The sequence below is a fragment of the Roseburia sp. AM59-24XD genome, assembly GCF_003478445.1.
Classification (GTDB): domain Bacteria; phylum Bacillota; class Clostridia; order Lachnospirales; family Lachnospiraceae; genus Jutongia.
This window is the reverse complement of record NZ_QUET01000015.1, coordinates 36,078-59,081: the sequence shown is the minus strand read 5'-3', so window position 1 is coordinate 59,081 and position 23,004 is coordinate 36,078. Positions and strand designations below refer to the sequence as shown.

22 protein-coding genes and 2 pseudogenes are annotated in these 23,004 nt (G+C 42.5%); 23 read left to right on the top strand and 1 reads right to left on the bottom strand.

The features are described from left to right. Positions 1 to 123: 123 nt before the first annotated feature. The 4 genes from DXA20_RS08800 to DXA20_RS08785 all read left to right on the top strand — a co-directional run bounded on the left by DXA20_RS08800 (position 124) and on the right by DXA20_RS08785 (position 3,862). Positions 124 to 1,878 (top strand): 1-deoxy-D-xylulose-5-phosphate synthase, encoded by a 1,755-nt coding sequence (locus DXA20_RS08800; protein ID WP_118560165.1) that lies wholly within the window; start codon positions 124 to 126, stop codon positions 1,876 to 1,878. A 189-nt stretch (positions 1,879 to 2,067) separates the two neighbouring features. Beyond that, on the top strand, positions 2,068 to 2,541 hold the full coding sequence (locus DXA20_RS08795; RefSeq protein ID WP_118560163.1) for a DUF6577 family protein: 474 nt from the start codon (positions 2,068 to 2,070) through the stop codon (positions 2,539 to 2,541). Further along, complete coding sequence (locus DXA20_RS18655) at positions 2,538 to 2,792, top strand: DUF6577 family protein (RefSeq protein WP_118560161.1); 255 nt, start codon at positions 2,538 to 2,540, stop codon at positions 2,790 to 2,792. The genes DXA20_RS08795 and DXA20_RS18655 overlap by 4 nt, the downstream gene beginning before the upstream one ends. 11 nt (positions 2,793 to 2,803) lie before the next feature. Then, positions 2,804 to 3,862: a nucleotidyl transferase AbiEii/AbiGii toxin family protein gene (locus DXA20_RS08785; protein ID WP_118560159.1), complete on the top strand. Its 1,059-nt coding sequence runs from the start codon at positions 2,804 to 2,806 to the stop codon at positions 3,860 to 3,862. On the opposite strand, the pseudogene DXA20_RS08780 reads toward DXA20_RS08785, so the two are convergent. Continuing rightward, positions 3,846 to 4,696: pseudogene (locus tag DXA20_RS08780) on the bottom strand (TrmH family RNA methyltransferase). The gene DXA20_RS08785 and the pseudogene DXA20_RS08780 sit on opposite strands and share 17 nt — an antisense overlap. A gap of 296 nt (positions 4,697 to 4,992) precedes the next feature. Here DXA20_RS08780 and DXA20_RS08775 point away from each other — a divergent pair. The 19 genes and pseudogenes from DXA20_RS08775 (at position 4,993) to DXA20_RS08690 (ending at position 22,987) form a co-directional block, all read left to right on the top strand. Next, entirely contained in the window at positions 4,993 to 5,379 is a 387-nt protein-coding gene (locus DXA20_RS08775) for a hypothetical protein (protein WP_118560157.1), read from the top strand. A gap of 30 nt (positions 5,380 to 5,409) precedes the next feature. Further along, entirely contained in the window at positions 5,410 to 6,411 is a 1,002-nt protein-coding gene (locus DXA20_RS08770; protein WP_118560155.1) for a type II toxin-antitoxin system antitoxin SocA domain-containing protein, read from the top strand. Between the two features lie 147 nt (positions 6,412 to 6,558). Beyond that, a pseudogene (locus DXA20_RS18650) lies at positions 6,559 to 6,687 on the top strand (hypothetical protein); the annotation flags it as partial. 65 nt (positions 6,688 to 6,752) lie between these two features. Beyond that, positions 6,753 to 7,223 carry a TetR/AcrR family transcriptional regulator gene (locus DXA20_RS08765; protein ID WP_243100594.1) on the top strand — a complete coding sequence of 157 codons (471 nt, stop codon included), beginning with the start codon at positions 6,753 to 6,755 and terminating at the stop codon, positions 7,221 to 7,223. A 125-nt stretch (positions 7,224 to 7,348) separates the two neighbouring features. Next, complete coding sequence (locus DXA20_RS08760; RefSeq protein ID WP_118560153.1) at positions 7,349 to 10,771, top strand: GLUG motif-containing protein; 3,423 nt, start codon at positions 7,349 to 7,351, stop codon at positions 10,769 to 10,771. 250 nt (positions 10,772 to 11,021) lie between these two features. Beyond that, positions 11,022 to 11,702, top strand: a complete 681-nt coding sequence (locus DXA20_RS08755; RefSeq protein ID WP_118560151.1) for a hypothetical protein — start codon at positions 11,022 to 11,024, stop codon at positions 11,700 to 11,702. 148 nt (positions 11,703 to 11,850) lie between these two features. Next, the gene (locus DXA20_RS08750; protein ID WP_118560149.1) at positions 11,851 to 12,309 is read left to right on the top strand and encodes a hypothetical protein; all 459 of its coding nucleotides are present in this window, start codon (positions 11,851 to 11,853) and stop codon (positions 12,307 to 12,309) included. Next, positions 12,309 to 12,653, top strand: coding sequence for a hypothetical protein (locus DXA20_RS08745; protein WP_118560147.1), 345 nt, complete (start codon positions 12,309 to 12,311; stop codon positions 12,651 to 12,653). The genes DXA20_RS08750 and DXA20_RS08745 overlap by 1 nt, the downstream gene beginning before the upstream one ends. Before the next feature lie 216 nt (positions 12,654 to 12,869). After that, on the top strand, positions 12,870 to 14,177 hold the full coding sequence (locus tag DXA20_RS08740) for an ATP-binding protein (RefSeq protein WP_118560145.1): 1,308 nt from the start codon (positions 12,870 to 12,872) through the stop codon (positions 14,175 to 14,177). A gap of 39 nt (positions 14,178 to 14,216) precedes the next feature. Further along, positions 14,217 to 14,477, top strand: coding sequence for a PqqD family protein (locus DXA20_RS08735; RefSeq protein WP_118560143.1), 261 nt, complete (start codon positions 14,217 to 14,219; stop codon positions 14,475 to 14,477). An 8-nt stretch (positions 14,478 to 14,485) separates the two neighbouring features. Beyond that, positions 14,486 to 14,947: a S24/S26 family peptidase gene (locus DXA20_RS08730; protein WP_330420723.1), complete on the top strand. Its 462-nt coding sequence runs from the start codon at positions 14,486 to 14,488 to the stop codon at positions 14,945 to 14,947. 63 nt (positions 14,948 to 15,010) lie between these two features. Next, complete coding sequence (locus DXA20_RS08725) at positions 15,011 to 16,060, top strand: nucleotidyltransferase domain-containing protein (RefSeq protein WP_147403727.1); 1,050 nt, start codon at positions 15,011 to 15,013, stop codon at positions 16,058 to 16,060. Further along, positions 16,057 to 16,233 (top strand): hypothetical protein, encoded by a 177-nt coding sequence (locus DXA20_RS16165; RefSeq protein WP_158577177.1) that lies wholly within the window; start codon positions 16,057 to 16,059, stop codon positions 16,231 to 16,233. The genes DXA20_RS08725 and DXA20_RS16165 overlap by 4 nt, the downstream gene beginning before the upstream one ends. Positions 16,234 to 16,298: 65 nt before the next feature. Beyond that, entirely contained in the window at positions 16,299 to 16,733 is a 435-nt protein-coding gene (locus DXA20_RS08720; protein ID WP_118560139.1) for a MarR family winged helix-turn-helix transcriptional regulator, read from the top strand. Positions 16,734 to 16,867: 134 nt separating this feature from the next. Further along, a complete protein-coding gene (locus tag DXA20_RS08715; RefSeq protein WP_118560137.1) occupies positions 16,868 to 18,625 on the top strand; it encodes an ABC transporter ATP-binding protein in 1,758 nt (585 codons plus the stop codon). Next, positions 18,625 to 19,329: a hypothetical protein gene (locus DXA20_RS08710; RefSeq protein ID WP_118560135.1), complete on the top strand. Its 705-nt coding sequence runs from the start codon at positions 18,625 to 18,627 to the stop codon at positions 19,327 to 19,329. The genes DXA20_RS08715 and DXA20_RS08710 overlap by 1 nt, the downstream gene beginning before the upstream one ends. Continuing rightward, positions 19,278 to 20,852 carry an ABC transporter ATP-binding protein gene (locus DXA20_RS08705; RefSeq protein ID WP_118560133.1) on the top strand — a complete coding sequence of 525 codons (1,575 nt, stop codon included), beginning with the start codon at positions 19,278 to 19,280 and terminating at the stop codon, positions 20,850 to 20,852. The genes DXA20_RS08710 and DXA20_RS08705 overlap by 52 nt, the downstream gene beginning before the upstream one ends. 245 nt (positions 20,853 to 21,097) lie before the next feature. Then, positions 21,098 to 22,330, top strand: a complete 1,233-nt coding sequence (locus DXA20_RS08695) for a chloride channel protein (protein ID WP_243100593.1) — start codon at positions 21,098 to 21,100, stop codon at positions 22,328 to 22,330. A gap of 27 nt (positions 22,331 to 22,357) precedes the next feature. Further along, a complete protein-coding gene (locus DXA20_RS08690) occupies positions 22,358 to 22,987 on the top strand; it encodes a methylated-DNA--[protein]-cysteine S-methyltransferase (RefSeq protein ID WP_118560131.1) in 630 nt (209 codons plus the stop codon). Positions 22,988 to 23,004: the final 17 nt, after the last annotated feature.

Here is a 23,004-nt window from a genome sequence, read left to right as displayed (position 1 = left end):
TCTCAAAGAACTTGACTTAAAGTGAACTTTAAGTGTTATACTTGCGTTGTTGGGTGAAACGACGCAAGTTTTTTTACAACCGGTTTCCGGTAGAAATAAATGAGAAAACAAGGAGGAAAGAACATGTATTTAGAGCAGATCAATGGACCTGAGGACGTGAAGAAGTTATCCGGAGAGCAGCTGACACAGCTCGCAGATGAGATGAGACAGGCTCTTTTAAAACGAGCAAGTATCCATGGCGGTCATTTCGGGCCGAATTTCGGAATGGTGGAAGCAACGATTGCACTTCATTACGTGTTTGAATCACCAAAGGATAAGATTGTATTTGATGTGTCCCATCAGACATATCCACATAAAATGCTGACCGGCAGAAAGGATGCGTATCTGTATGAAGAGCATTACGATGATGTGACCGGCTACAGCAGTCCGCAGGAAAGTGAGCATGACCACTTTACGGTAGGTCATACGTCTACCTCTGTCAGTCTGGCATGCGGCATGGCAAAGGGACGTGACCTTAACGGCGGAACAGGCAATGTGATCGCTGTGATCGGAGACGGTTCTCTCAGTGGAGGTGAGGCATTAGAGGGACTGGATTTTGCTGCAGAGCTTGAGAGCAATCTGATCATTGTTGTCAATGATAATGATATGTCCATTGCTGAAAATCATGGAGGCTTATACAGCAATCTGAAGCTTTTGCGCGACACAAAGGGACAGGCAGAATGCAATCTGTTCCGCACAATGGGACTGGATTATGTGTACGTTGATGAGGGCAACAATGTGCAGGTGCTGATCGAGGCATTTCAGAGTGTAAAGGACAGCGACAAGCCGGTTGTCGTTCATATCAAAACTCTCAAAGGAAAGGGCTATGCGCCGGCAGAGCAGAACAAAGAGGCATGGCATTACAATGCACCATTTAATATTGAGACCGGAGAGGCGCTCGATCAGCCGCAGGGCGAGGATTATTCCGATATTACGGCTGAATTTCTGCTTGATAAGATGAAGAAGGATCCGGCTGTTGTTGCGATCACCTCTGCAACACCGACCGTTTTAGGCTTTACCAAGGACAAGCGTGATCTGGCAGGCAAGCAGTTTGTCGATGTGGGAATCGCTGAGGAGACAGCCGTTGCACTTGCATCCGGAATTGCCGCAAACGGTGGAAAGCCGGTCTGGGGTGTATACAGCACCTTCGTACAGAGAACCTATGATCAGATCGCACAGGATCTTTGCATTAACAATAATGCCGCAACGATCGTAACCTTCTGGGGAACCGTTTACGGAATGAACGATGTGACACATCTCGGTCTGTATGATATTCCGATGATGGCAAATATTCCAAACCTTGTTTATCTGGCACCAACCACCAAGGAAGAGTATCTGGCGATGCTTGACTGGAGTCTGGAGCAGAATGAGCATCCGGTAGCGATCCGTCTTCCGGGTGGTCCTGTTGTGTCTGACGGACAGAAGGTAACGAAGGATTTCTCTGACCTGAATAAATATGAGATCACCCAGAAGGGACAGAAGGTGGCAGTCATCGGTCTTGGTACCTTTTATTCTCTGGGACAGAGCGTTGCAAAGGAGTTTGAGGAAAAGACAGGCACAAAGGCAACCGTGATCAATCCATATTATATTACCGGTATTGATCAGGACATGTTAGAGAATCTTAAGAAGGATCATGATGTTGTGATCACGCTGGAGGACGGCATCCTGGATGGAGGCTTCGGTGAGAAGATTGCACGTTTCTACGGAGACTCCGACATGAAGGTATTAAACTACGGACTGAAGAAGGAATTCTTAGACCGTTATGACGCTGCTGAAGTTGTGAAGGAGAACCGGCTGACTAGGGAGCAGATTACAGAGGACGTTATGAAGTTTGTGTAATTCACGGGAACAGAATGTTTAGAGATATTTTTAGTAATCATAAATAAATAATGGATACAAATTCGGCACTATTGTAAAATAGTGCGAATTTGTATTTACAAAAGGAAACGGAAATGATATCATACTGAATATAAAAACGGCACTAATTTGGAAAAATGCCGAAAATGTATTTTGGGAGGTGATTGACATATGGATGAAAACCTTAGATCACTATACGGATTATCAATGTTTAACAAAAAATATTTATTTGAGATATTTATGGAAAATATAGGAAACATGAGTAAAAGTACCATGGAAAAATATTTAAAAAAATATTTGGAATCCGGTAAAATAGCCCGTATTGGCAGAAATGCATACTGCATAAAGGGCGAGCTGAGAGATTATGAATACGATTATTCGAGAACGTCGATTCATATTTCAGGAATTTTAAATAAAGATTTTTATGATTTGGATTTCAGAATTGCAGAACTGTATCAGATGAATCGTTTTTTGAATCACCAAATTGCGCATAATGTTATTTTTGTTTTTGTAGAAAAAGAATTATGCAGTTCTGTATTTGAACGATTAAAAAAAGAGTACGAGGGTAAAATTCTTATTAACCCGACAGAAGAGGATTTCTTTCATTACAGACAGGATGATATAATTGTTTTAGAAATCTTTTGACGGAATCACCCAAAGGGAAGGAAGAAGTCTGGCATACAGATTTAGAAAAATTGCTGGTAGATATTTTTTCGGAAAATCTGGTAAAAGCAATGTTTGGTGAATCAGAGTATCCGGCTATTTATGAAACAGCATTTGATTCTTATGTTGTGGACGAGAGTCAGTTGTTTCGATATGCAAGAAGACGTAAAAGTGCAGATAAAATCAGAAAATTTATAGAGGAAGAAACAAATGTAAAATTGCGATTAGGGTAAAGGAGTTTTGGATGATTACAAGAGAAAATTATAGTGTAGAGCATATTATGGATTTGTACAAATCGAGCAAAAGAGATCCAAATTTGATTGAACGGGTATTATTTGCATTTGGGTTACTGGAAGCACTTAGAAAAGTTGAGTTACCGTTTATTTTTAAAGGAGGGACATCACTTCTTTTAATTCTTGATAAACCAATGAGGTTATCTACGGATGTTGATATTATTGTAGAACCAGGTACGGAAGTTGATAAGTATCTTGAAAAAGCTGCCAAGATATTTTCATTTAAATCTTATGAGGAACAAATTCGTAAAGGAAAAAACAATATAGAAAAGAGACATTTTAAGTTTCAGTTTGATTCACCCAGGATGAAAGAACCTGTAGAAATTATTTTAGATATTTTATTTGAGTCAAGTAAGTATGGAAATACAATAGAAAAAGATATTGATTGTGAATTGTTGATTACAGAACCGAAATATTTACAGGTAAAAGTTCCGGATATTAATAGTATTTTGGCAGACAAGTTGACTGCATTTGCACCACATACTACAGGCGTCCTGATCGATACAAGAAAAGATCTGGAAATAATGAAACAGATGTTTGACGTATATTCTTTAATTAATGTTTTCGATGATTTTAATATTGTCTATGGAACGTATTATAAAATAGTAGAAGATGAAATTGCATATCGAGGAATTGATGTTACAGCAAAAGAGGTTCTTATGGATACCTACCAGGCATCTGTATGTATTGCAAGCAGAGGCATGTATTGTACGGAGGACTATCAAAGTTATCTGAAAGGAATCAGAAGCTTAGCCGGACATATTTATTCGCTTGATTATTCTGCAGAAGTGGCGTCTGCATATGCTCCGAGTTTAATGTATATATCAGCATGTTTGATGGCAAATGTACCATATAAAAAAATTGAAAATGCTGATGAATATATAAAAAAGCAGCATACAGATAGAATCGTGTCAAAAGCATTAAAATCTTTGAAGAAAAGAAATCCTCTTGCCTATGCGTATTCAATTAAAGCAGATGAATTGATGAACAGTGTTACAAATCCTTTGTGATCTCAAAGAAAGCCACTGCACTGGCAGCAGCCACATTAAGGGAATCGACACCGTGGGACATGGGGATCATCACAGTGTGGTCACAGGCATCAATTGTCTCCTGCGAAAGACCTTCCCCCTCGGTTCCGAGGACGATGGCAAGCTCGAAGCATTTGCAAGCGTGGGATCCGTAATGGACAGAGACTGATCCTTGAGTGCCATGGCAATCGTGATAAAATCAAGCTCCTGAAGCTGTTTTATATATGATCCGGCGGATGCGTTGTCTTGCTCTGTGGCAGAGGATGGACCGGATGGCAGATAGGTCCACGGAATCTGAAAAACAGTTCCCATACTCACGCGGGTGGCACGGCGGTAAAACGGATCACTGCAGGCAGGTGTCAGAAGGACTGCATCCATGTGGAGTGCTGCAGCCGATCGGATAATAGCACCGATATTCGTGGGATTTACAACGTCCTCCAGGATGGCGATTCGTCTGGCATTCCGGCAGAGCTCTTCGACGGATCTTAAAGCAGGACGGCGCATTGCACAGAGCGCACCTCTTGTGAGAGCAAAGCCGGTCAGCTTTGTTAATATCTCATAGGGCGCTGTGTAAACCGGAATATCCGGACATCGGGATATGATACCGGCAAGTTTGGTGTCCGGATGCTTTGTTTCAGCGAGAAGAGAGATCGGTTCACATCCCATATTCAGCGCACGCTCGATCACTTTGGGACTTTCGGCGATAAAAATACCGCCATTTGGTTCATAATAATGTAAAAGCTGTGATTCGGAGCAGCGTGCGTATATGTCAAGCTCCGGAGCCTGAAAATCAGTAATTGGGATAATCTCTGCCATGGGAACCTCCTGTTTATGGAATTATAAATGTATGATGTTGGGCTCAAAATGCCTGTTGAGCCCAACATCATACAATGTAACATACAAGTTCTATTCTGTCTATGATACGCTTGTTTTCTGTTTATATATTATAAAAAGCAAAATTTATTCTAAATATAATGTTTCGTCCATATCTGGTTGTAAGCGACCAGATGTTTTTGATTTGTAATGATAGGATATTGACAAAAAAACATCATAAGAGTATAGTGGTGATAGAAAAATGATAAAATACCATCATAGAGATTAGGGGATACAATTTGGACATTACAATTACAGATATTGAAAAGTACCTTGAAGAAGTAAAAGCAGCGATCAATGCGGGCTGTTATCGAATAGAGATGAATGATAACAGGAAAGACAATCAGGATTTGTTTTTAGATTATATTATTAGCGAGGAAAAGAGAAAACAAATACTTTTGAGTCTTGAAGCTACAGATTTCTCAGAGATTAGACATAATACTCATAGAGGGTATGAGCATGAACTGTTATATGTATTTGGCAAAAATGTTAATTTGTTGCGTAGATTTTTGCCCGGAGAAGAACAGGTATCACTGTATATAAAGTTTAATAAATTAGAATCAAGGTATGTAATTGTAATTTCATTTCACAAGCAGAAGTATCCAATAAAGTATATGTTTAAATAGACAATTGAAAAATAGAAGGAGGACAATAAAATGGTAAAGGAGAAAAAGTTTGATTTTTGTACTTCATGCAGAAAAGAAACATCATACAAAATAATTAAGAAAACTGTACAAAAAGTAATTAAGGACAAATCTTATGAATTTAAAATTGCTGTTGCAGTATGTGATGAATGTGGAAAGGAGATGGATATTCCAGGTCTTTTCGATTTGAATATAAAATCTATTGACGAACAATATAGACAGGCTGAAGGATTGATCAGTATTGATGATATTCAGAAAATTATGGATATTTATAATATAGGGAAAGCACCTTTATCAATTGCACTGGGGTTTGGAGAAATAACAATTACCAGATATTTGTCAGGACAGATGCCTTCCAAAAAGTATTCTGATATTATTAAGAAAGCGCTGTCGTCACCTAATTATATGATAAAACTTTTGAATGATAATGCTGAGAAGATGGGAGAAACCGCGTATAAGAAAGCTATAAAGGCGGCTGAAGAAATAGCAGGGTTATTTTGTGTTTCAGATAAAATGTTATTAACAATATCATATATATTTGAACAAATGAGGGAAGTTACTCCATTGGCGCTTCAAAAGATTCTTTATTTTATACAGGGGATTTATATGGTTTTATTTGGCAAACCTTTGTATAAAGAGGACTGCATGGCTTGGATTCACGGTCCGGTTTATGAGGAAGTATATGATTTGTTTAGGAATTTCAAATATAATCCAATCGAAGATGAAAGATTTGCAATCTTTAAAGATAGATTTGAAGAATTGGATGAACACGAAAAAATGGTCATTGATTTGGTGATTAACACATTTGGAAAATATAGTGGGAAAGTATTAGAAGATATCACACATGAAGAAAATCCTTGGAAGAATGCCCGGATGGGATATGAAGCCTCAGAACCTTCTAGAGAAATAATCAGCAAAGATGAAATTAAAAATTATTTTGAAAGTGTTGCTGATAAATATGGTGTCGATACAGAAGAAAAATTAAATTGCTATATTCAAAGCTATATGAAATGATGTTATGGAGATAAAATCTTGAGAGTAGGTCATCTTCAAAGAATATAGCCTATAAAATGCCTCCGTCAGTGTTTTGCTGATGGGGCATTTTCTGATTTTGTTGACAACACAGCCAACTTTATATAAAATTGAGACAGGGTGTATCACATGGAGGATTGTTTTATGAGCCGGTTACAGAAGAAGGAAAGTCTTAAAGAAGCGAGGAGAAGGTTGATCATAGACACGGCTTTTCGAATTTTTGTGGAACAGAAGATCGAGCCGGTCAGCATGGGAGAGATTGCAAGTGCCGCAGGAATAGGGCGGGCTACATTATTTCGTTATTATGCGAATAGCTCGAGCTGGTGGTTGCTGTCTGTGCTGCCAAGTGGAAGGAGTATCTGGATGAGCTGGATGCAAAGCGTCCATTGTCATCGATCGGAGATATTCCGGCGATCGACCGTTTTACCTTTACACTGGACAGCTATATTGACATGTACCGGTATCACAAAGACCTGTTGCAGTATAATGACAATTTCAATCATTATGTCACGCATGAAGGCGTAAGAGAGGAGCAGCTGGAGGAATTTCATGCATCGCTCTATTCGGTCGATACGAGACTGGAATGGATGTATGAGAAAGCTAAGGAGGATCATACGTTCCGCACGGATATTCCGAGAGAGGAATTTATGCGAGTGACCGTGCATACGATGATGACGGCATGTGCCTATTATGCGGGCGGTTTTATCTGGGGTGCGGAGGATAATAGGGATTATACTCCGGAGCTTCTCAGAATAAAGGAAATGATCTTAAATTATGCGAAAACCTCTGAATAACAGAGAGGGAGTAACTGTTTGTTATGTGTGCCTGGTAAGGAAATAAGCGCTGCATAACACAATGTATTCCCGGAATCTTCTAAACGAAGATACCGGGAGTACATCGCAAGGAAAAGGAGGAAGATATGAAACAAAAACAAAGAAAACGAGGGGCAAAGCGGATATTTGCCGGAGCGATGGCGGTTCTTATGGTGCTGTCGGCAGTGGATGTGAGCGGCTGGGGCGTGATGAATGCGAAGGCGGAGGGGGCTACGGTGGGAACCACTCCTCAATATTTGACGATAGGCTCAACAAAAATTATTGATAATGGGAAATTTCAAAATAATGAAGGCTCTGGTAATGATACGATATATCAGGGAACCAATTGGTATTATGACCGCACGAAGAATCAGCTTGTACTGGAAAATGCGTCTATTTCTGGACATATTACAAGTATGAATGGTGATCTTTCGATTATCTTATCCGGAACAAATACTATGAAATCAGAAATGTTGATTCAAAGTATTTTAACAGAAAGCGGAATTGTGCCTACATTAGAAATAAATGGTAACAATCATAATGGAAGTCTAAGTTGCGGAACAATCAGTGTAGGTGACGATGGCTTAAATAATAATTTAAATATTATGGGAGCAACGCTGGAGACTTCCGAAATTGATTGCAGCGGTAGCGTAACGATTGAAAATAGTCATGTGGTAGCCAATGATGATTCTTCAACGGTAATCAGTGGTGACAAGATCAAAATAGTAGACAGTTATGTTGAAGCGAAAGCAACAACAGAACGATACGAAGGTAAGGTGATTAGGTCAAATCAACCAATTAATGTATCAGGAAGCCAGATTGTGGTTAGTCGTGCTTTAGCTTGTCTAGACCCTGTACTAAGCGATTGTAACTTCAGCAATTCTATTATCACAAAACAATGGAAAGAGTATGAGAAGGAAGTTAATGTAACGAAAACATATGTATATGGTAAAGCTACTTTAAAAGAAGATTTAACGATTGCAAGTGGAGAAAGTATTGAATTTGAGAGTGGTGCGAGCATTACCAATCCGGAGAAACTCACTTTGGCAGAAGGTGCGAGTCTTTTGGTAGATGGAGCAGAGCATATACATAACACAGACGGTGATGTTACATACACTTGGAAAGATGACAAGGAGCATATAAAAAATGTGGCGTGCAAAGACTGTCCAATCGGATATGTGACGAAGGAAACAGAAACTCACAGCATCGGCGAGAATGGTTTCTGTGCATGTAATGAGGTATACCAGCCGGCAAATCTCACCACAGACAAGTATGATATGGATGGGGACGGTAGCAAGGATGAGGTTTACGAGATCAGCAATGCAGGTCAGCTGTATTGGTTTGCAGGACTTGTAAATGGTACACTTTCAGGAGTGACGCAGAATACATCAGCAAATGCAGTCCTGACCGCGGATATTGTTGTGAATAAAAATGTTCTGAAGCCGGATGGAACCTTGAATGAGGGAACATTTAAGGAATGGACACCGATTGCAACTAGCGCAAGTCCATACACTGGTATATTTGACGGACAAAACCACACCATCAGTGGATTGTATTTCAATCAAGAGGATAGTTATAATGTAGGATTGTTCAGTCGTAACAATGGTAAGATTGCCAATGCAGGTATTTTGGACTCTTATTTCTATGGTACCAGCAAGGTAGGAGGCGTGTGTGGAAATAATTATACCGGAACTATCACAAACTGTTATAATACCGGCAGCGTTAGTGGTATAGGAACAGCAGGAGGCGTGAGCGGATATAATGATAACGGAAGCATCACAAACTGTTATAATACCGGAAACGTCAGTGGTAGTAGCGGTTTTGTAGGAGGCGTGAGCGGATGTAATAGTAAAGGAACTATCATAAACAGTTATAATGCCGGCAGCGTCAGTGGCTTAGAATTTGTAGGAGGCGTGAGCGGAGATAATAGTAAAGGAACTATCACAAACTGCTATAATATCGGTAGCGTCAGTGGTAGCGAAGGTTATGTGGGAGGTGTGAACGGATATAATAACGGAGGAACCATCACAAATAGTTATAATGTCGGTAGCGTCAGTGGTACAGAACGTCATGTAGGAGGCGTGAGCGGATATAATGACGGAGGAACCATCACAAACTGTTATAATATCGGTAGTAGTGTTAGTGGTAGTGGATATGTAGGAGGCGTGAGCGGAGATAATAGTAAAGGAACTATCACAAACTGTTATAATACCGGTAGTGTCAGTGGTACAGGGGTTAATGTAGGAGGTGTGATCGGACGTAATGAATCCAATGCAACCATCAAAAACTGTTATTATGACAGTACCATTTATACAGGAACAGCGATAGGATATGATGGTGGAACAACCGAAAAGGTTGAAGGAAAAACAACAGAGCAGTACAAGACCGGTGAGGTTGCGTATCTCTTACAGCTTGACCAGTCCGATGAAGTCTGGGGACAGACCATCGGAACAGATACCTATCCGACCTTAGGTGGAGCTAAAGTTTATAAGAACGCTGATTATAAAGGATGTGAGGGCAAACCGGGAGAGCCAGTGTCCTATGAATATTCCAATACAGAGAAGAATACCTATGGTGACCATCCAGATGCGGACAATGATGGAAAATGTGATGATTGTGGTGCGATCATTGACGGCATCGGCGCAAAGCTTGCCGGTTATTCCTTAAGTCTTACCGGTAATATCGGCGTTAACTTCTACATGGAGTTGTCGAATAAGATTATCGCAGATAAGGATGCGTATATGCAGTTTACACTTCCAAATGGAACTATTACGAAAGTACCTGTTTCCGAGGCACAGACGAACTCCACGATTAATGAAGGGAAAACATATTACAAATTCCCATGTGAGGTATCATCCTATGAGATGACACAGGATATCAAGGCGCAGATGTTTGATGGAAATGGAAACGTCGGCAAAGAATATACCTATACCGTCAGAGACTATGCACAATATTTAATTGATCATGTTGATTTGTATCAGGATGCCTATCCCTTTGCTGTGGCTATGCTGAATTATGGTGCCTGCTCACAGAAGTATTTTAATAAGGCGGTGGATGAGCTGGCGAATAAGTATTTAAATGATGATGAGTTGGAAATACCGGATCGATTTGAGGGTTATATTGATAATTATGTTGCAACTAAGGCTGAAAATGGTGTGCTTGGACAATTTGCAGGACTTAGTATGGTGTTAAAATCGGAAACCACATTGAATCTCTTCTATGAACCAAAGGAAGGAGTGGATGTGTCAAAGCTGACATTTTTAGTAGACGGAAAAGAGATTACCCCGGTGAAACGAGGGCAGTATTATATCCTGTCTCTGAAAAATATCAGGGCGAATGAGTTAGGGAATTCAAAAACGTTTACCGTAACTGATGGCACGAATACATTGACCGGCGATTACTGTGCAATGATGTACTGTTATCAGGTATTACGGGCTGCAGAAGGGATCTATGCGGATGATCTGGTGACGCTGGTAAAAGCATTCAGCGCTTATGTATATAGTGCAAAGGATGTATGCCGATCCAATTAGTAAGAGAATGATCAAGGTAACCGGATGGCAAGAGTACATGGAAATGAATACAGAATTTATTTGAAAATGAAAGGAGTATCAGATTATGAAAGAGAGATATGAAACACCGGAGATGGAGATTGTAGAGTTTGAAACAGAGGATATTATTATAACGAGTGGTGAGACACCGATTGAGCCGGGTGAGGTGCCGATGGCGCCATTATAGGAAATTGATAAAGTATGCTGGAGTTGTGTAGAAAGCGAGAAAGAGATGAAAAGCAGAAAAAAGATAATTACAGTATCAGGAATCTGCATCGTTGTGTTGGTAGTTGTGATTGGAGCTGCAGAACTGTCCCGGAAAGCCGGTCAAAGAACGGCAAGTAACAACACTGCGTCGGGACAGACAACGGCTGGTGATAACGGTGAGAATGGCGATCTGCCGATGATGCCGATTGCAAGCGGCGACTTAGAGGCGGATGGTGTGGCGGCACAGCAGAGAGAGAAAAGTTCTGCAGAGCAATCTGCACCGGAGGACGCTTCGGATATGGAAGATCAGAAAAGCAATGCACAATCAGACGATCAAAGCAGCATTGTTGCAAAGGACGGTAAGGCAAAGCAGGATCAGAGTTCGCCTGCGGTAAACATCCAAAAGCCGTCGAAGCCTCAGGGAGACAATCCTAAGGACGATGCGCAGCAGAATACGGGAACCGGAAGTGATGATCAGGCAGGTTCCAACAACTCAGGCAGCTCCGGTAAGACGGATGCCAAGTCCAACAATAATACTTCTGATGGAAAGAAGAACGATAAATCGGATGATCAGGATTCTGGCGGGAAGAAGAACGATAAATCGGATGATCAGGATTCTGGCGGGAAGAATGATAAATCGGATAATAAAGATTCCGATCAGAAAAGTCCGGATACGATAGAATTACCGTTTATTCCGGCAAAATAATAACAGTAACGATACAGAAGGGCGGGAAATCCTGCCTTTCTGTTATATTGCGTCATTTAAAAATCCATTTTAGAGAACATTGCGGACACGTATATTTACAGTCGGAATGGGACATATTTCGAAGCGTTGAATACAGAAAGGATACATGATGACTGAACAAAGATCATTTACGATACAACTGGCAGAGAAACGGATCTGTATCAAGCCGTTGTACGACATGATAAGAGAATATTGTAAAGAATACATTATCTCAGACATTTGTGAGAACACTGAGAAGGCAGGCGGCAGTGAAAACGAAGATAAGACCGTTAATCCGTTCGCAGATCTGATCATTCAGACATCTCCCGAGGATATCGCGTATGAGAGAAAGCGTTCTGCGAGAGAAGCGGATCAGAACGGACAGGCGGCAGAATACACGGATGCCTATTTGGAAACTCTTGCCGTATATCGGAAGATTGCAGAATGGATGCCGATGTATAACACGTTATTGTTTCATGGTTCTGTGATCGCAGTGGATGGGAAAGCGTATCTGTTTACGGCGAAAAGCGGTACCGGAAAATCTACCACACAAGACTTTGGAGGGAGTATTTTGGAGAGCGGGCGGTGATGATCAACGATGATAAGCCGCTGCTCAGGATCACGCAGGAGGGCGTGTTTGCATATGGAACTCCGTGGGACGGAAAGCACCGGCTGAGCACGAATATCTCTGCACCGTTGGCTGGCATCTGCATTTTAAGAAGAGGAAATGATAATTCGATCCGGATGATTACGGCACGCGAAGCCTGTCCGATGCTTCTGCAGCAGTGCTATCGCCCGATCGACGCGGGGGTGTTGGCGGTTACGGTGATGGTATTGGAGGAGTTAAAAAAGAAAACGAACTTCTATGAGCTTTTCTGTAATATTAGTCAGGAAGCGGTCGAAGTGGCGTACAATGGAATGAAGCAGGAATGAACATGTCGTCAAAATGAACGTTATGTCCTGACAAGTGTGAAAAGGAGTCACAATATGTGATTGAAAGATTCAGCTTTGACACTAAGAAATTATCGTGTTATTATTTGGTAAAATGTTGATATAAATACATTTTAATATTCCAAAATGTTGACGCAACACGATTTCGAAGTGATAAAATGTTGATACATGTTTTGACAGATAGATGTGAGGTGCTTTATGCTGAAAAGAAAAGTGACAGCTTTTATGGATCAATGGATTCGTACAAAGGAAAAGAAATGTCTGGTCGTACAGGGAGCCAGACAAACTGGGAAAACCTATATAATCGAGCGTTTTGCGGAGGATAACTATGAGGAGTTGGTTGAAATTAATTTCAAGCAGCTTCCGTCGGCAATGGATATTTTTAGCGGAGATCTTACGGTGGACAACATGGTTATGGCGATGCGGTTCCGCTTTCCGGAAAAGAAGATCACGCCGGGAAAGACCCTGATTTTTTTGGATGAGATACAGGAATGTCAGGAAGCAATTACATCACTTAAGTTTTGGGCAATCGACAACAGGTATGATGTGATCGTATCAGGGTCCCTTCTTGGAATAGACTACAAACGAGCATCTTCATATCCGGTTGGATATGTTGATTATCTGAAGATGTATGGAGTGGATTTTGAAGAGTTTCTTTGGGGCATGGGAATCTCGGAGGATATGATAGAGAGTATATGCGGTTTTCTTTATTCCAAAACGGCGGTACCGGAAGCGATACATTCGAGGATGATGAATTATTACAGACAGTATATTGCAATAGGCGGCATGCCGGAAGTGGTACAGAAATATATAGATACAAACGATTTTAGAGAGGTTGACAAAATTCAAAGAAGCCTCTTGCAGGGATATCTGTACGATATCGCACATTACGCAACAGCAGAGGAGAAGGTAAAAGCAGAAAAATGCTACCTTTCTCTTGCCAAGCAGTTATTAGATAAGGAAAATCATAAATTTCAATATAAGGAAGTAGAGCATGGGGGCAGAGCACAAAAATATTTTACCAGTATTGAGTGGTTACTTCGCGCTGATATGGTACATTTGTCCAAGCGCGTGACAGATGTTAGATTTGATCTGGATGATTATGCAAGAGAAGACTTTTTTAGGGCATATGCGACAGATTTGTCATTGCTGATGGCGATGAAAGACTTTTCGTTAAAGCAGCACATTGTTGAAAATACATTAGAAGGAAACTCAAAAGTCGGTATCTATGAATGTGCGATCGCAGATGCATTGTATAAGAAGGGGTATTCGTTATACTTCTATAAAAATGAAACATCCAAAAGAGAGATTGATATTATTATCCAAAAAGATGGAAAGGTGGTTCCTATTGAGGTTAAAAGCGGTAATACAAGGGCAACTTCATTACAATCGCTTCTGAAAAATAAAAAAGATATTTCTTTTGGATATAAGTTTGCAGATGGCAATATTGGTGTAAACGAAGATGGAATTATTACATTGCCATTGTACATGATTACATTTGTCTGAGCAGTTTTGGATTCGTTCAAAGAGATAAGGAGGCACAATATGCGATTAAAAGAAGGATTTATTACCCATGAGGGAGCCGATGAACATATCACCGTTCCGGTGGGAGGCTTGTCCTTTAGCGGCATGGTAAGAAGCAATAAGACCGCAGGGTTTATTGTCGAATGCTTAAAGGAGGACGTAACAGAGGAAGAGATCATCGAAAGGATGCTTGCAAAATATGACGCGTCAAAGGAGCAGATCACAGGGGATGTTGAGGATGTGCTTGATAAGCTTAGAGGCATCGGAGCGATTGAGGAGTAAAGCAGTTGTTGGATGGAATGGTTGCACAGGAGAAGGATATGGAAAAGTCTACATTTGAACAGGAACTGGAGCGAAAGGGGAACATTACTTATACCTGCCGGGGGATCAGTATGCTTCCTTTGCTCAGACAGAAGAGAGATCTGTTTACGATCACCAAGAAACAGGGGAGATGCAGGAAGTATGATGTGGCACTTTACAAGCGTGCAGATGGGGCTTATGTACTGCACCGCATCGTCAAGGTGCTGCCGGATGGATATGTATTTCTGGGAGACAATTGTCTGAATAAGGAATATGGAATTACCGATCAGGATATTCTCGGTGTGATGACCTCGTTTGTACGCGATGGTAAGGAGCATGCGGCAGATGCAGGAGGCTGTCGGCTGTATGCGAAGCTCTGGTACATGCTTTATCCGGTCAGAAGCCTGTGGAAGCGTTTGAAGATGAGAATAAGGAACATCATCCATAAATAGACTGCTTTTTGAGGAACTATAGTTGTCGTGAAGAACGCATAAGGATCGTAAAGGAGGGCGTCGGTGAAGGAACAAACAATGAGTACGATACAATATGATATGCTCTATCTGCTTAGCTGTGGAGTGAACAAAACAAAGCCGCAACAAAACATTTTGGAGCAATACAAATCCGATGACCGGAAGCGGATGCTGTTGTACAGGTTTAGTAAGCATCATTTTGTGGAGGCACTCACCAGTACTGTTTTAAAGCAGGCGGGGGTTCCATTGCCCGACCCATGGGAGAAGGATATGGCAAAGGCGGTACGCAAGGTGATCCTGTTTGATGCGGAACGCGCCCGGATCCTTTCTTTTATGGAGCAGCGGGGAATCTGGTATCTGCCGCTCAAAGGCATTATTCTGAAGGAATTTTACCCATCCGTCGGGATGCGGCAGATGTCTGACAATGACATATTGTTTGACGAAGCCTTTGCGGAGCAGGTCCGGGAGTATATGGTTTCTCTTGGTTATGAGGTGATTTCGTTTGGGGAAGGCAATCATGATGTTTATGAAAAAGAACCGGTCTATAATTTTGAACTGCACCGTGCGTTGTACGGGGCTGCGCATGACAATAACTGGGAGCAGTATTACCGTGACGTAAAGGAACGGCTGATCCGGGAGGAGGGCAGTTCCTATGGATATCATATGAAGCCGGAAGACTTTTATATTTATATTATGTGTCACGGCTATAAGCATTATCAGGGCGGCGGAACCGGCATACGGACGCTGTTGGATTTCTATGTGTATTTAGAGAGCCTACATAGTGAAATGGATTTTGCATATATCGAGAAGGAATGTGAAACACTTGGTCTGTCAGAGTTTGAAAAGAGAAATCGGGCGTTGTGCCGGAAGGTATTTGGAGACAATGCATTTGCGGAGCTGCTGGCAGAGGAGAGAGTGCCGGATACAGCAGCACATACAACGAAGGAGATCATAACAAAGGCGCTGTCGCAGGAGGAGTTAGACATGTTGCAATATTATATGACCTCCGGTGTGTATGGTACTTTTGACCGCCGCATTGAAAATAATGTGAAAAAGTACAGTAAAACGGCGGTTCGTCAAAGCTTCGTTATGTGATAAAACGTATTTTTCCGGGCATGGAGACATATCAGTATTATCCGTTTTTTTACAAGCATAAATGGCTTTTGCCGGTATGCTGGCTGTATCGTCTGCTTCGCGTTGTTTTCCAGAGGGAGCGCAGAGAGCGGATTCTGCGGGAAGCAGATGCGGTCAGGAAAGTGAAGGTGTGAAAAAAGCTTGACAAAAGGAGAGGATACGAATATAATCTAACCCAGTTAGATAACGGAGGTGTAGTATGGCAACAGATCAACAAATATCCAATTTGCTTCAGCAAATGGCAGCGGCACATCCGGGAGAGTTCTATAAGCATATGGGTGACACAAGAGCGGGGATCGGTGCAGTATTAAAACTGTTATATACGGCAGATACTTCTATTACCGCAGGGATGATCAGTGACCGTCTTGACATCAGTACTGCCAGAGTTGCAGTACTGCTAAAGAAGATGGTTGCGAAGGGTCTTATTACAAAAGAGAAAGATCCGATTGATGCCAGAGTAACGATCGTAAAGCTTACCGAATATGGGAGAGAGACGATTGAACACATGTGGGCAGACGTGAAGGCGCAGATGGGAAAGGTTATTGACGAGATCGGAGAGGACAGATTGTTAGAATATATAGAAATCAATAAAGAAATCCGGCGAATTGTTACTCCGCCGGTGTATCATCTCTGATCTGTATCGCATAAACATAAATAGGAAAATTAAAGTGTACATTTTTATTGTACACTTTGTTAAACGATAAATACCTAACTACGTTAGCAAAGGGTTAGATATTTGTTAAAAAAGTATAAAGGAGTAATAAACAAATGATTAAATTATTTAAAAATTTAAGAAAGCAGGAGTGGGGACTGATCGTGCTTGCACTTGTTTTTGTTGTGGCTCAGGTGTGGCTTGATCTGACAATTCCTGACTATATGGCTGATATTACAAGACTGGTGCAGACAGATGGAAGTACCATGAATGAGATCCTTACCGCAGGAGGGAAGATGCTTCTCTGTGCATTGGGAAGTCTCGTATCAGCTGTGCTGACAGCAATATGCGCTGCCAGGATCGCGACATCATTTGCGGCAACGATACGAGGAAAACTGTTTTCGAAGGTGCAGTCATTTTCGATGGAAGAGATTGGACATTTCTCTACGGCAAGTCTGATCACACGATCTACCAATGATGTTACACAGATACAGATGCTGATCGCTATGGGACTTCAGATGTTGGTAAAGGCACCGATTATGGCGGTTTGGGCTATTATGAAAATATCCGATAAGAAATGGCAGTGGACATTTTCAACGGCAGTAGCAGTGGTTGTGCTTCTCCTGATCGTAGGTGTGTGTCTGATGTTTGTAACACCGAAATTCAAAAAAATACAGTCATTGACGGATGATTTAAATCGTGTGACAAGAGAAAATCTGACGGGACTTTCCGTGGTACGCGCGTATAATGCCGAAAAATATCAGGAAGATAAGTTTGAAAATGCGAATGAGGCACTTACCGGAACAAATCTGTTTGCCCAGAGGACACTGGCATTTATGATGCCGGGTATACAGATTGTGATGAGTGGACTTACGCTGGCAATTTACTGGATCGGAGCAGTGTTGATCAATGATGCCGGGATGGTGGATAAGGTTCAGATATTCTCTGACATGATGGTATTTTCACAGTATGCGATTCAGGTTGTTATGTCATTTATGATGCTTGTTATGATATTTATGATCCTTCCAAGGGCATCCGTTGCTGCCAACCGTATTCAGGAGGTACTGGATACAAAACTTACCATAGAAGATGGTTCCGGTGTGCATGGCGATCCGGACAAAACAGGAGAAATTGTATTTGACAAGGTATCTTTTCGATATCCGGATGCAGAGGAAGATGTGTTAAAGGATATTTCATTTACCGCAGGAAAAGGTGAGACGGTTGCTTTGATCGGTGCAACCGGATGCGGAAAGAGCACAGTGATAAATCTGATTCCGCGCTTTTATGACGCAACAGAGGGGACGGTATCTGTCGACGGTGTAAATGTAAAGGATTATTCCCAGAAAGAATTGAGAAATAAGATAGGCTATGTGTCACAGAAAGCAACGCTGTTTACGGGGACGATAGAGTCAAATGTAGCATACGGTGATAATGGACAGAAAAATGCTTCAGAAACAGATATAAAAAAAGCTCTTGATATTGCACAGGCAAGTGAGTTTGTGGATTCTCTGGAGGATGGAAGTAAGGCATATGTGGCACAGGGAGGCTCCAACTTCTCAGGAGGACAGAAGCAAAGGATGTCAATTGCCAGAGCCATCGCCAGAAAACCGGAAATTTTAATCTTTGATGATTCATTTTCGGCACTTGACTATAAGACGGACCGGGTATTGAGAGAAGCATTGGCAAAATCCTGCAAAGATTCTACGAGAATCGTTGTGGCACAACGGATCGGAACGATACGTGATGCGGACAGGATCATTGTGCTGGAAGATGGGAAGATAGCAGGAATGGGCAGACATGAAGAATTGATGCGTGACTGCGAGGTTTACCGGCAGATCGCACTTTCACAGCTTTCAAAGGAGGAACTTGCGTAATGGAAAATAAACAGTATAGACCAAGACGTGGCCCGATGGGGCGTTCAATGCGTGGTGGAGAGAAACCAAAGGATCTTGTGGGAATATGGAAAAAGCTGCTTGGATACTGTAAGAAATATACGGCTTTTTTCATCATTGCAGTAATATGTGCATCGGTGGGAACCGTCTGCACCCTTGTCGGACCGGACAAGCTTTCTGATATGACGGATGAAATTACAAGTGGCATCAAACCGGATACCGACGAACTGGAAAAGATAACAACAGCAGTGTCAGATAATATTTCGGACAATATGCAGAAAGTGCTTGGGAAGATAGCGGCGAATATGTCAGATCCTCAGAACATGAAACCGGAGATTAAGATCAATGGTTCTGACATTTCGCTGGAGGATCAAAAAGAAGCTTTAAAGCTGATCCGGGGAATGAATAAAAACAACTCCGATGCTGCTCAAAACATCATTAATAAATTACCTCAGTCTGTAAGAGCGGCATTATATACAGACATAGAAGTAGACGGCGTTACTATTACGGCACAGGATCAGTCCGATATGCTGGCAGTGATGGCAGATATCGATGCGAAGGCGCAGGAAAGCAGACTGAAGGCTTTTGATAAACTGCCGGACAGCGTACACGGACTGGTAAAACCTCGATCAATATGGACAAGATCATGCAGATCGGACTGTTCCTTGTGGGGCTGTATGCTCTGAGTTATATTTTGTCCGCATTACAGGGCTGGATCATGTCAACGATCACACAGAAGATTTCCAGACAGATGCGGTCAGATATATCGTATAAGATCAACCGGCTGCCAATGTCATTTTATAATAAAACGACAACCGGTGATGTACTTTCGCGTGTGACAAATGATGTGGATACGATCGGGCAGTCATTAAATCAGAGTATAGGAACTCTGATCACAGCTGTGATCCTGTTTGTCGGAAGCTTGTTTATGATGATAAAGACCGATATATGGATGACTCTGACTGCGGTGTGCACCAGTCTGATCGGTTTTGCGATTATGTTTACGATCATGGGGCGCAGTCAGAAATATTTCCGGAGACAGCAGAAGAATCTCGGAGAAATTAATGGGCATATTGAAGAGATTTATACCGGACACACCGTGGTAAAAGCGTATAATGGAGAAGAACGTGCACAAAGTAAATTTGACGTGTTAAATGAGAAATTAATGCACAGTGGTTTTATGGCACAGTGCCTTTCCGGAATGATGATGCCGATCATGAATTTTATCGGAAATCTCGGCTATGTAGCTGTTTGCGTAGTGGGTGGTGCCATGGCACTGGATGGAAGGATCAGCTTTGGTGTTATCGTGGCATTTATGATGTATGTCCGATATTTTACACAGCCTCTTTCGCAGATGGCACAGGCTGTTCAGTCGATGCAGTCGGCAGGAGCTGCAGGAGAGCGTGTATTCGAGTTCCTCGGGGCAGAGGAAATGGAAAACGAAGATGGTAAGCTTGAAAAACTGGAGCTGGTAAAAGGCGGGGTAACTTTTGAACATGTAAAATTCGGATACGACGATTCGGATCGCATCGTTATTCATGATTTTTCGGCAAAGGCAAAACCGGGACAAAAAATAGCCATAGTAGGTCCTACCGGTGCCGGAAAATCAACGCTGGTCAATCTTCTTATGAGGTTTTATGAGATACAGGGTGGTAAAATAATGATCGACGGCGTACCAACAAACCAGATCAAAAGAGAAACCGTACATTCACAGTTTTGTATGGTGTTACAGGATACATGGCTTTTTGAGGGAACCGTCCGGGAAAATTTAGTTTACTGTACACAGAATGTGTCGGAAGAAAAGATGAAACAGGCATGCAAAGCGGTAGGTCTTGATCACTTTATCCGGACACTTCCCAAAGGGTATGATACGATATTAAATGATCAGGTAAATCTGTCACAGGGACAGAAGCAGCAGCTCACAATAGCGAGGGCAATGATCGCGGATAAACCGATGCTTATACTGGATGAAGCAACGTCATCCGTTGATACGAGAACAGAGCAGCAGATTCAGGCTGCAATGGACAAGCTGATGGAAAACAGAACGTCATTTGTGATCGCACATAGACTTTCCACCATAAAAAATGCCGATCTGATACTGGTGTTGAAGGATGGTGACATTATAGAGAGCGGAAATCACGAAGATCTTATGAAGCAGAATGGATTTTACGCTTCCCTGTATAACAGTCAGTTTGAACGGGTTTCGTGATACGTAATCTATAAATAACAGAAATATACAGACTCCCCATATGAACTATTTGTATGGGGAGTTTTTGATGCCGGAGCACGGAGGTATCGGAGTTGCTTGAAAAGTATAACGTGAATCCAAAGATCTGCTTTACAATCCGGGAAGATTATGCGATTATGTCAATGGTTGAGAAGGAATTGTGCTATGACCGGATTTTCATATGCAAAGTAATTTTGATATACTAAGAATAATCAGGAGAGATTGTTATGATTTTGGACATGGGTAAAAAGAGTCTGCAGATACTTCGGTCTGCGGCTGCCGCGTTGTTGATCGGAGTGATCGTTGGTGCGATCGATGCGGTATTTGGTCGGGGACTGTTAGCGATTACTGACTTTCGGACAGAGCATTTTAAGTATCTGATCCCGTTTCTGCCGGTGGCAGGTCTTTTGATCGTCTGGCTGTACCGGAGCTTCAGTGAATTGAGTCAGAAGGGAATGACACTTGTCCTGGAAACGGGACAGGGAAGGAGAGATGACATTCCGCTTCTTATGGCACCATTGGTGTTAGTCACAACCTGGATCACGCATCTGTTCGGAGGCAGTGCCGGCAGAGAGGGTGTGGCGGTGCAGATCGGTGCTGTTGTTTCGTACCGGGTAGAGCAGAAGTTTCATCTCTGTGACGATGAGAAGAAAATGCTGATCACCGGTATGGCGGCGGGCTTTGGCGGCTTATTCCAGACACCGCTTGCGGCAGCGTTTTTTGCGGTTGAGGTGATCACGGCAGGGCGGATGGAGTATGAATCACTGGGATGTGCACTGCTTTCTGCGTATACGGCATCCCAGACATCGCATTTTCTGGGGCTGGAGAAGTTCGCCGTACCGGTTAAGGGGAGCTTAAAGCTGACGGACATCCGTGTTCTTTTGCCGGTGCTGGTGCTTGGCATTGCCTTTGGGCTGACCGGGCGGTTATTTGCAGTGCTGTTAAAATGGGCGAAGGAGAAGATGGCGAAAACCTTTACCAATCCATACATACGGATCGGACTGACAGCGATCCCGCTTGTGCTTTTGCTGGTGCTGTTTCATATGGGACGCTACAGCGGTCTTGGCACGAATCTGATCGATGCGGCGTTTCATGGTGGAACGATTCATTCCTATGACTGGATCGTGAAGTTGATTCTGACGGTTTTGACGCTTTGCATCGGATTTCAGGGCGGCGAGGTTACGCCGTTATTTTCGATGGGAGCATCCCTTGGCATTGTTCTCGGAAGTCTGCTTGGACTTCCGGGAGTGGTCTGTGCTGCGCTTGGATATGCGGCAGTGTTTGGCGGTGCAACGAATACACTGATCGCGCCGATGCTGATCGGGCTTGAGGTGTTTGGCGTGCAGAATGCACTGGCATTTGTGATCGTCTGCAGCGTGGCTTATATTGTAAATGGAAATCGTTCCATTTACACGGCACAGCAGATTGCCGGGGAGACAAAAAGAAATGTGTGTCCGTAAAATGGGACAGATAAAATGGAGGTATGTATGACAACAAGAGAAGAAGCACTGGAGTATGGACTTTCCCTTCCGGGTACGTATCAGGATGCTCCGTTTCGGGACGATAACTGGCAGCTTGTCCGGGTGAAGGGCAGTAAGAAAGCATTTCTCTGGACCTATGAGAGAGAGGGGCTGCTGAATCTGAATGTCAAGGCAGACCCGGAGTGGCGCGATTTCTGGCGCAGCGCTTATGAGGCGGTGATCCCGGGATGGCATCAGAATAAGGAGCACTGGAACACGATCATTCTGGATGGAAGCATTCCGGAAAAGGACATTCGCCGGATGATCAAGGAAAGCTATGATCTGGTGACGGACAGCCCGTCAAAGCGGATCTATGAAGCGGTGAAGCGGATTCCGAAGGGAAAGGTGGCAAGCTACAGTCAGGTGGCGGCGATGGCAGGTAATCCGCGAATGTGCCGTGCTGTTGGCAATGCACTTCATCATAACCCGGATCCGGAGAATATTCCGTGCTACCGGGTTGTCAATGCAAAGGGTGAATTATCCGGTGCTTTTGCATTCGGTGGAGCCGACGAGCAGGAGAGACGTCTCGCTGCGGACGGAATCCCGGTTATCAATGGAAAAGTCGATCTGGAAAAGTACGGATATTATGAGAAATAATAAATACGAAAAAATCT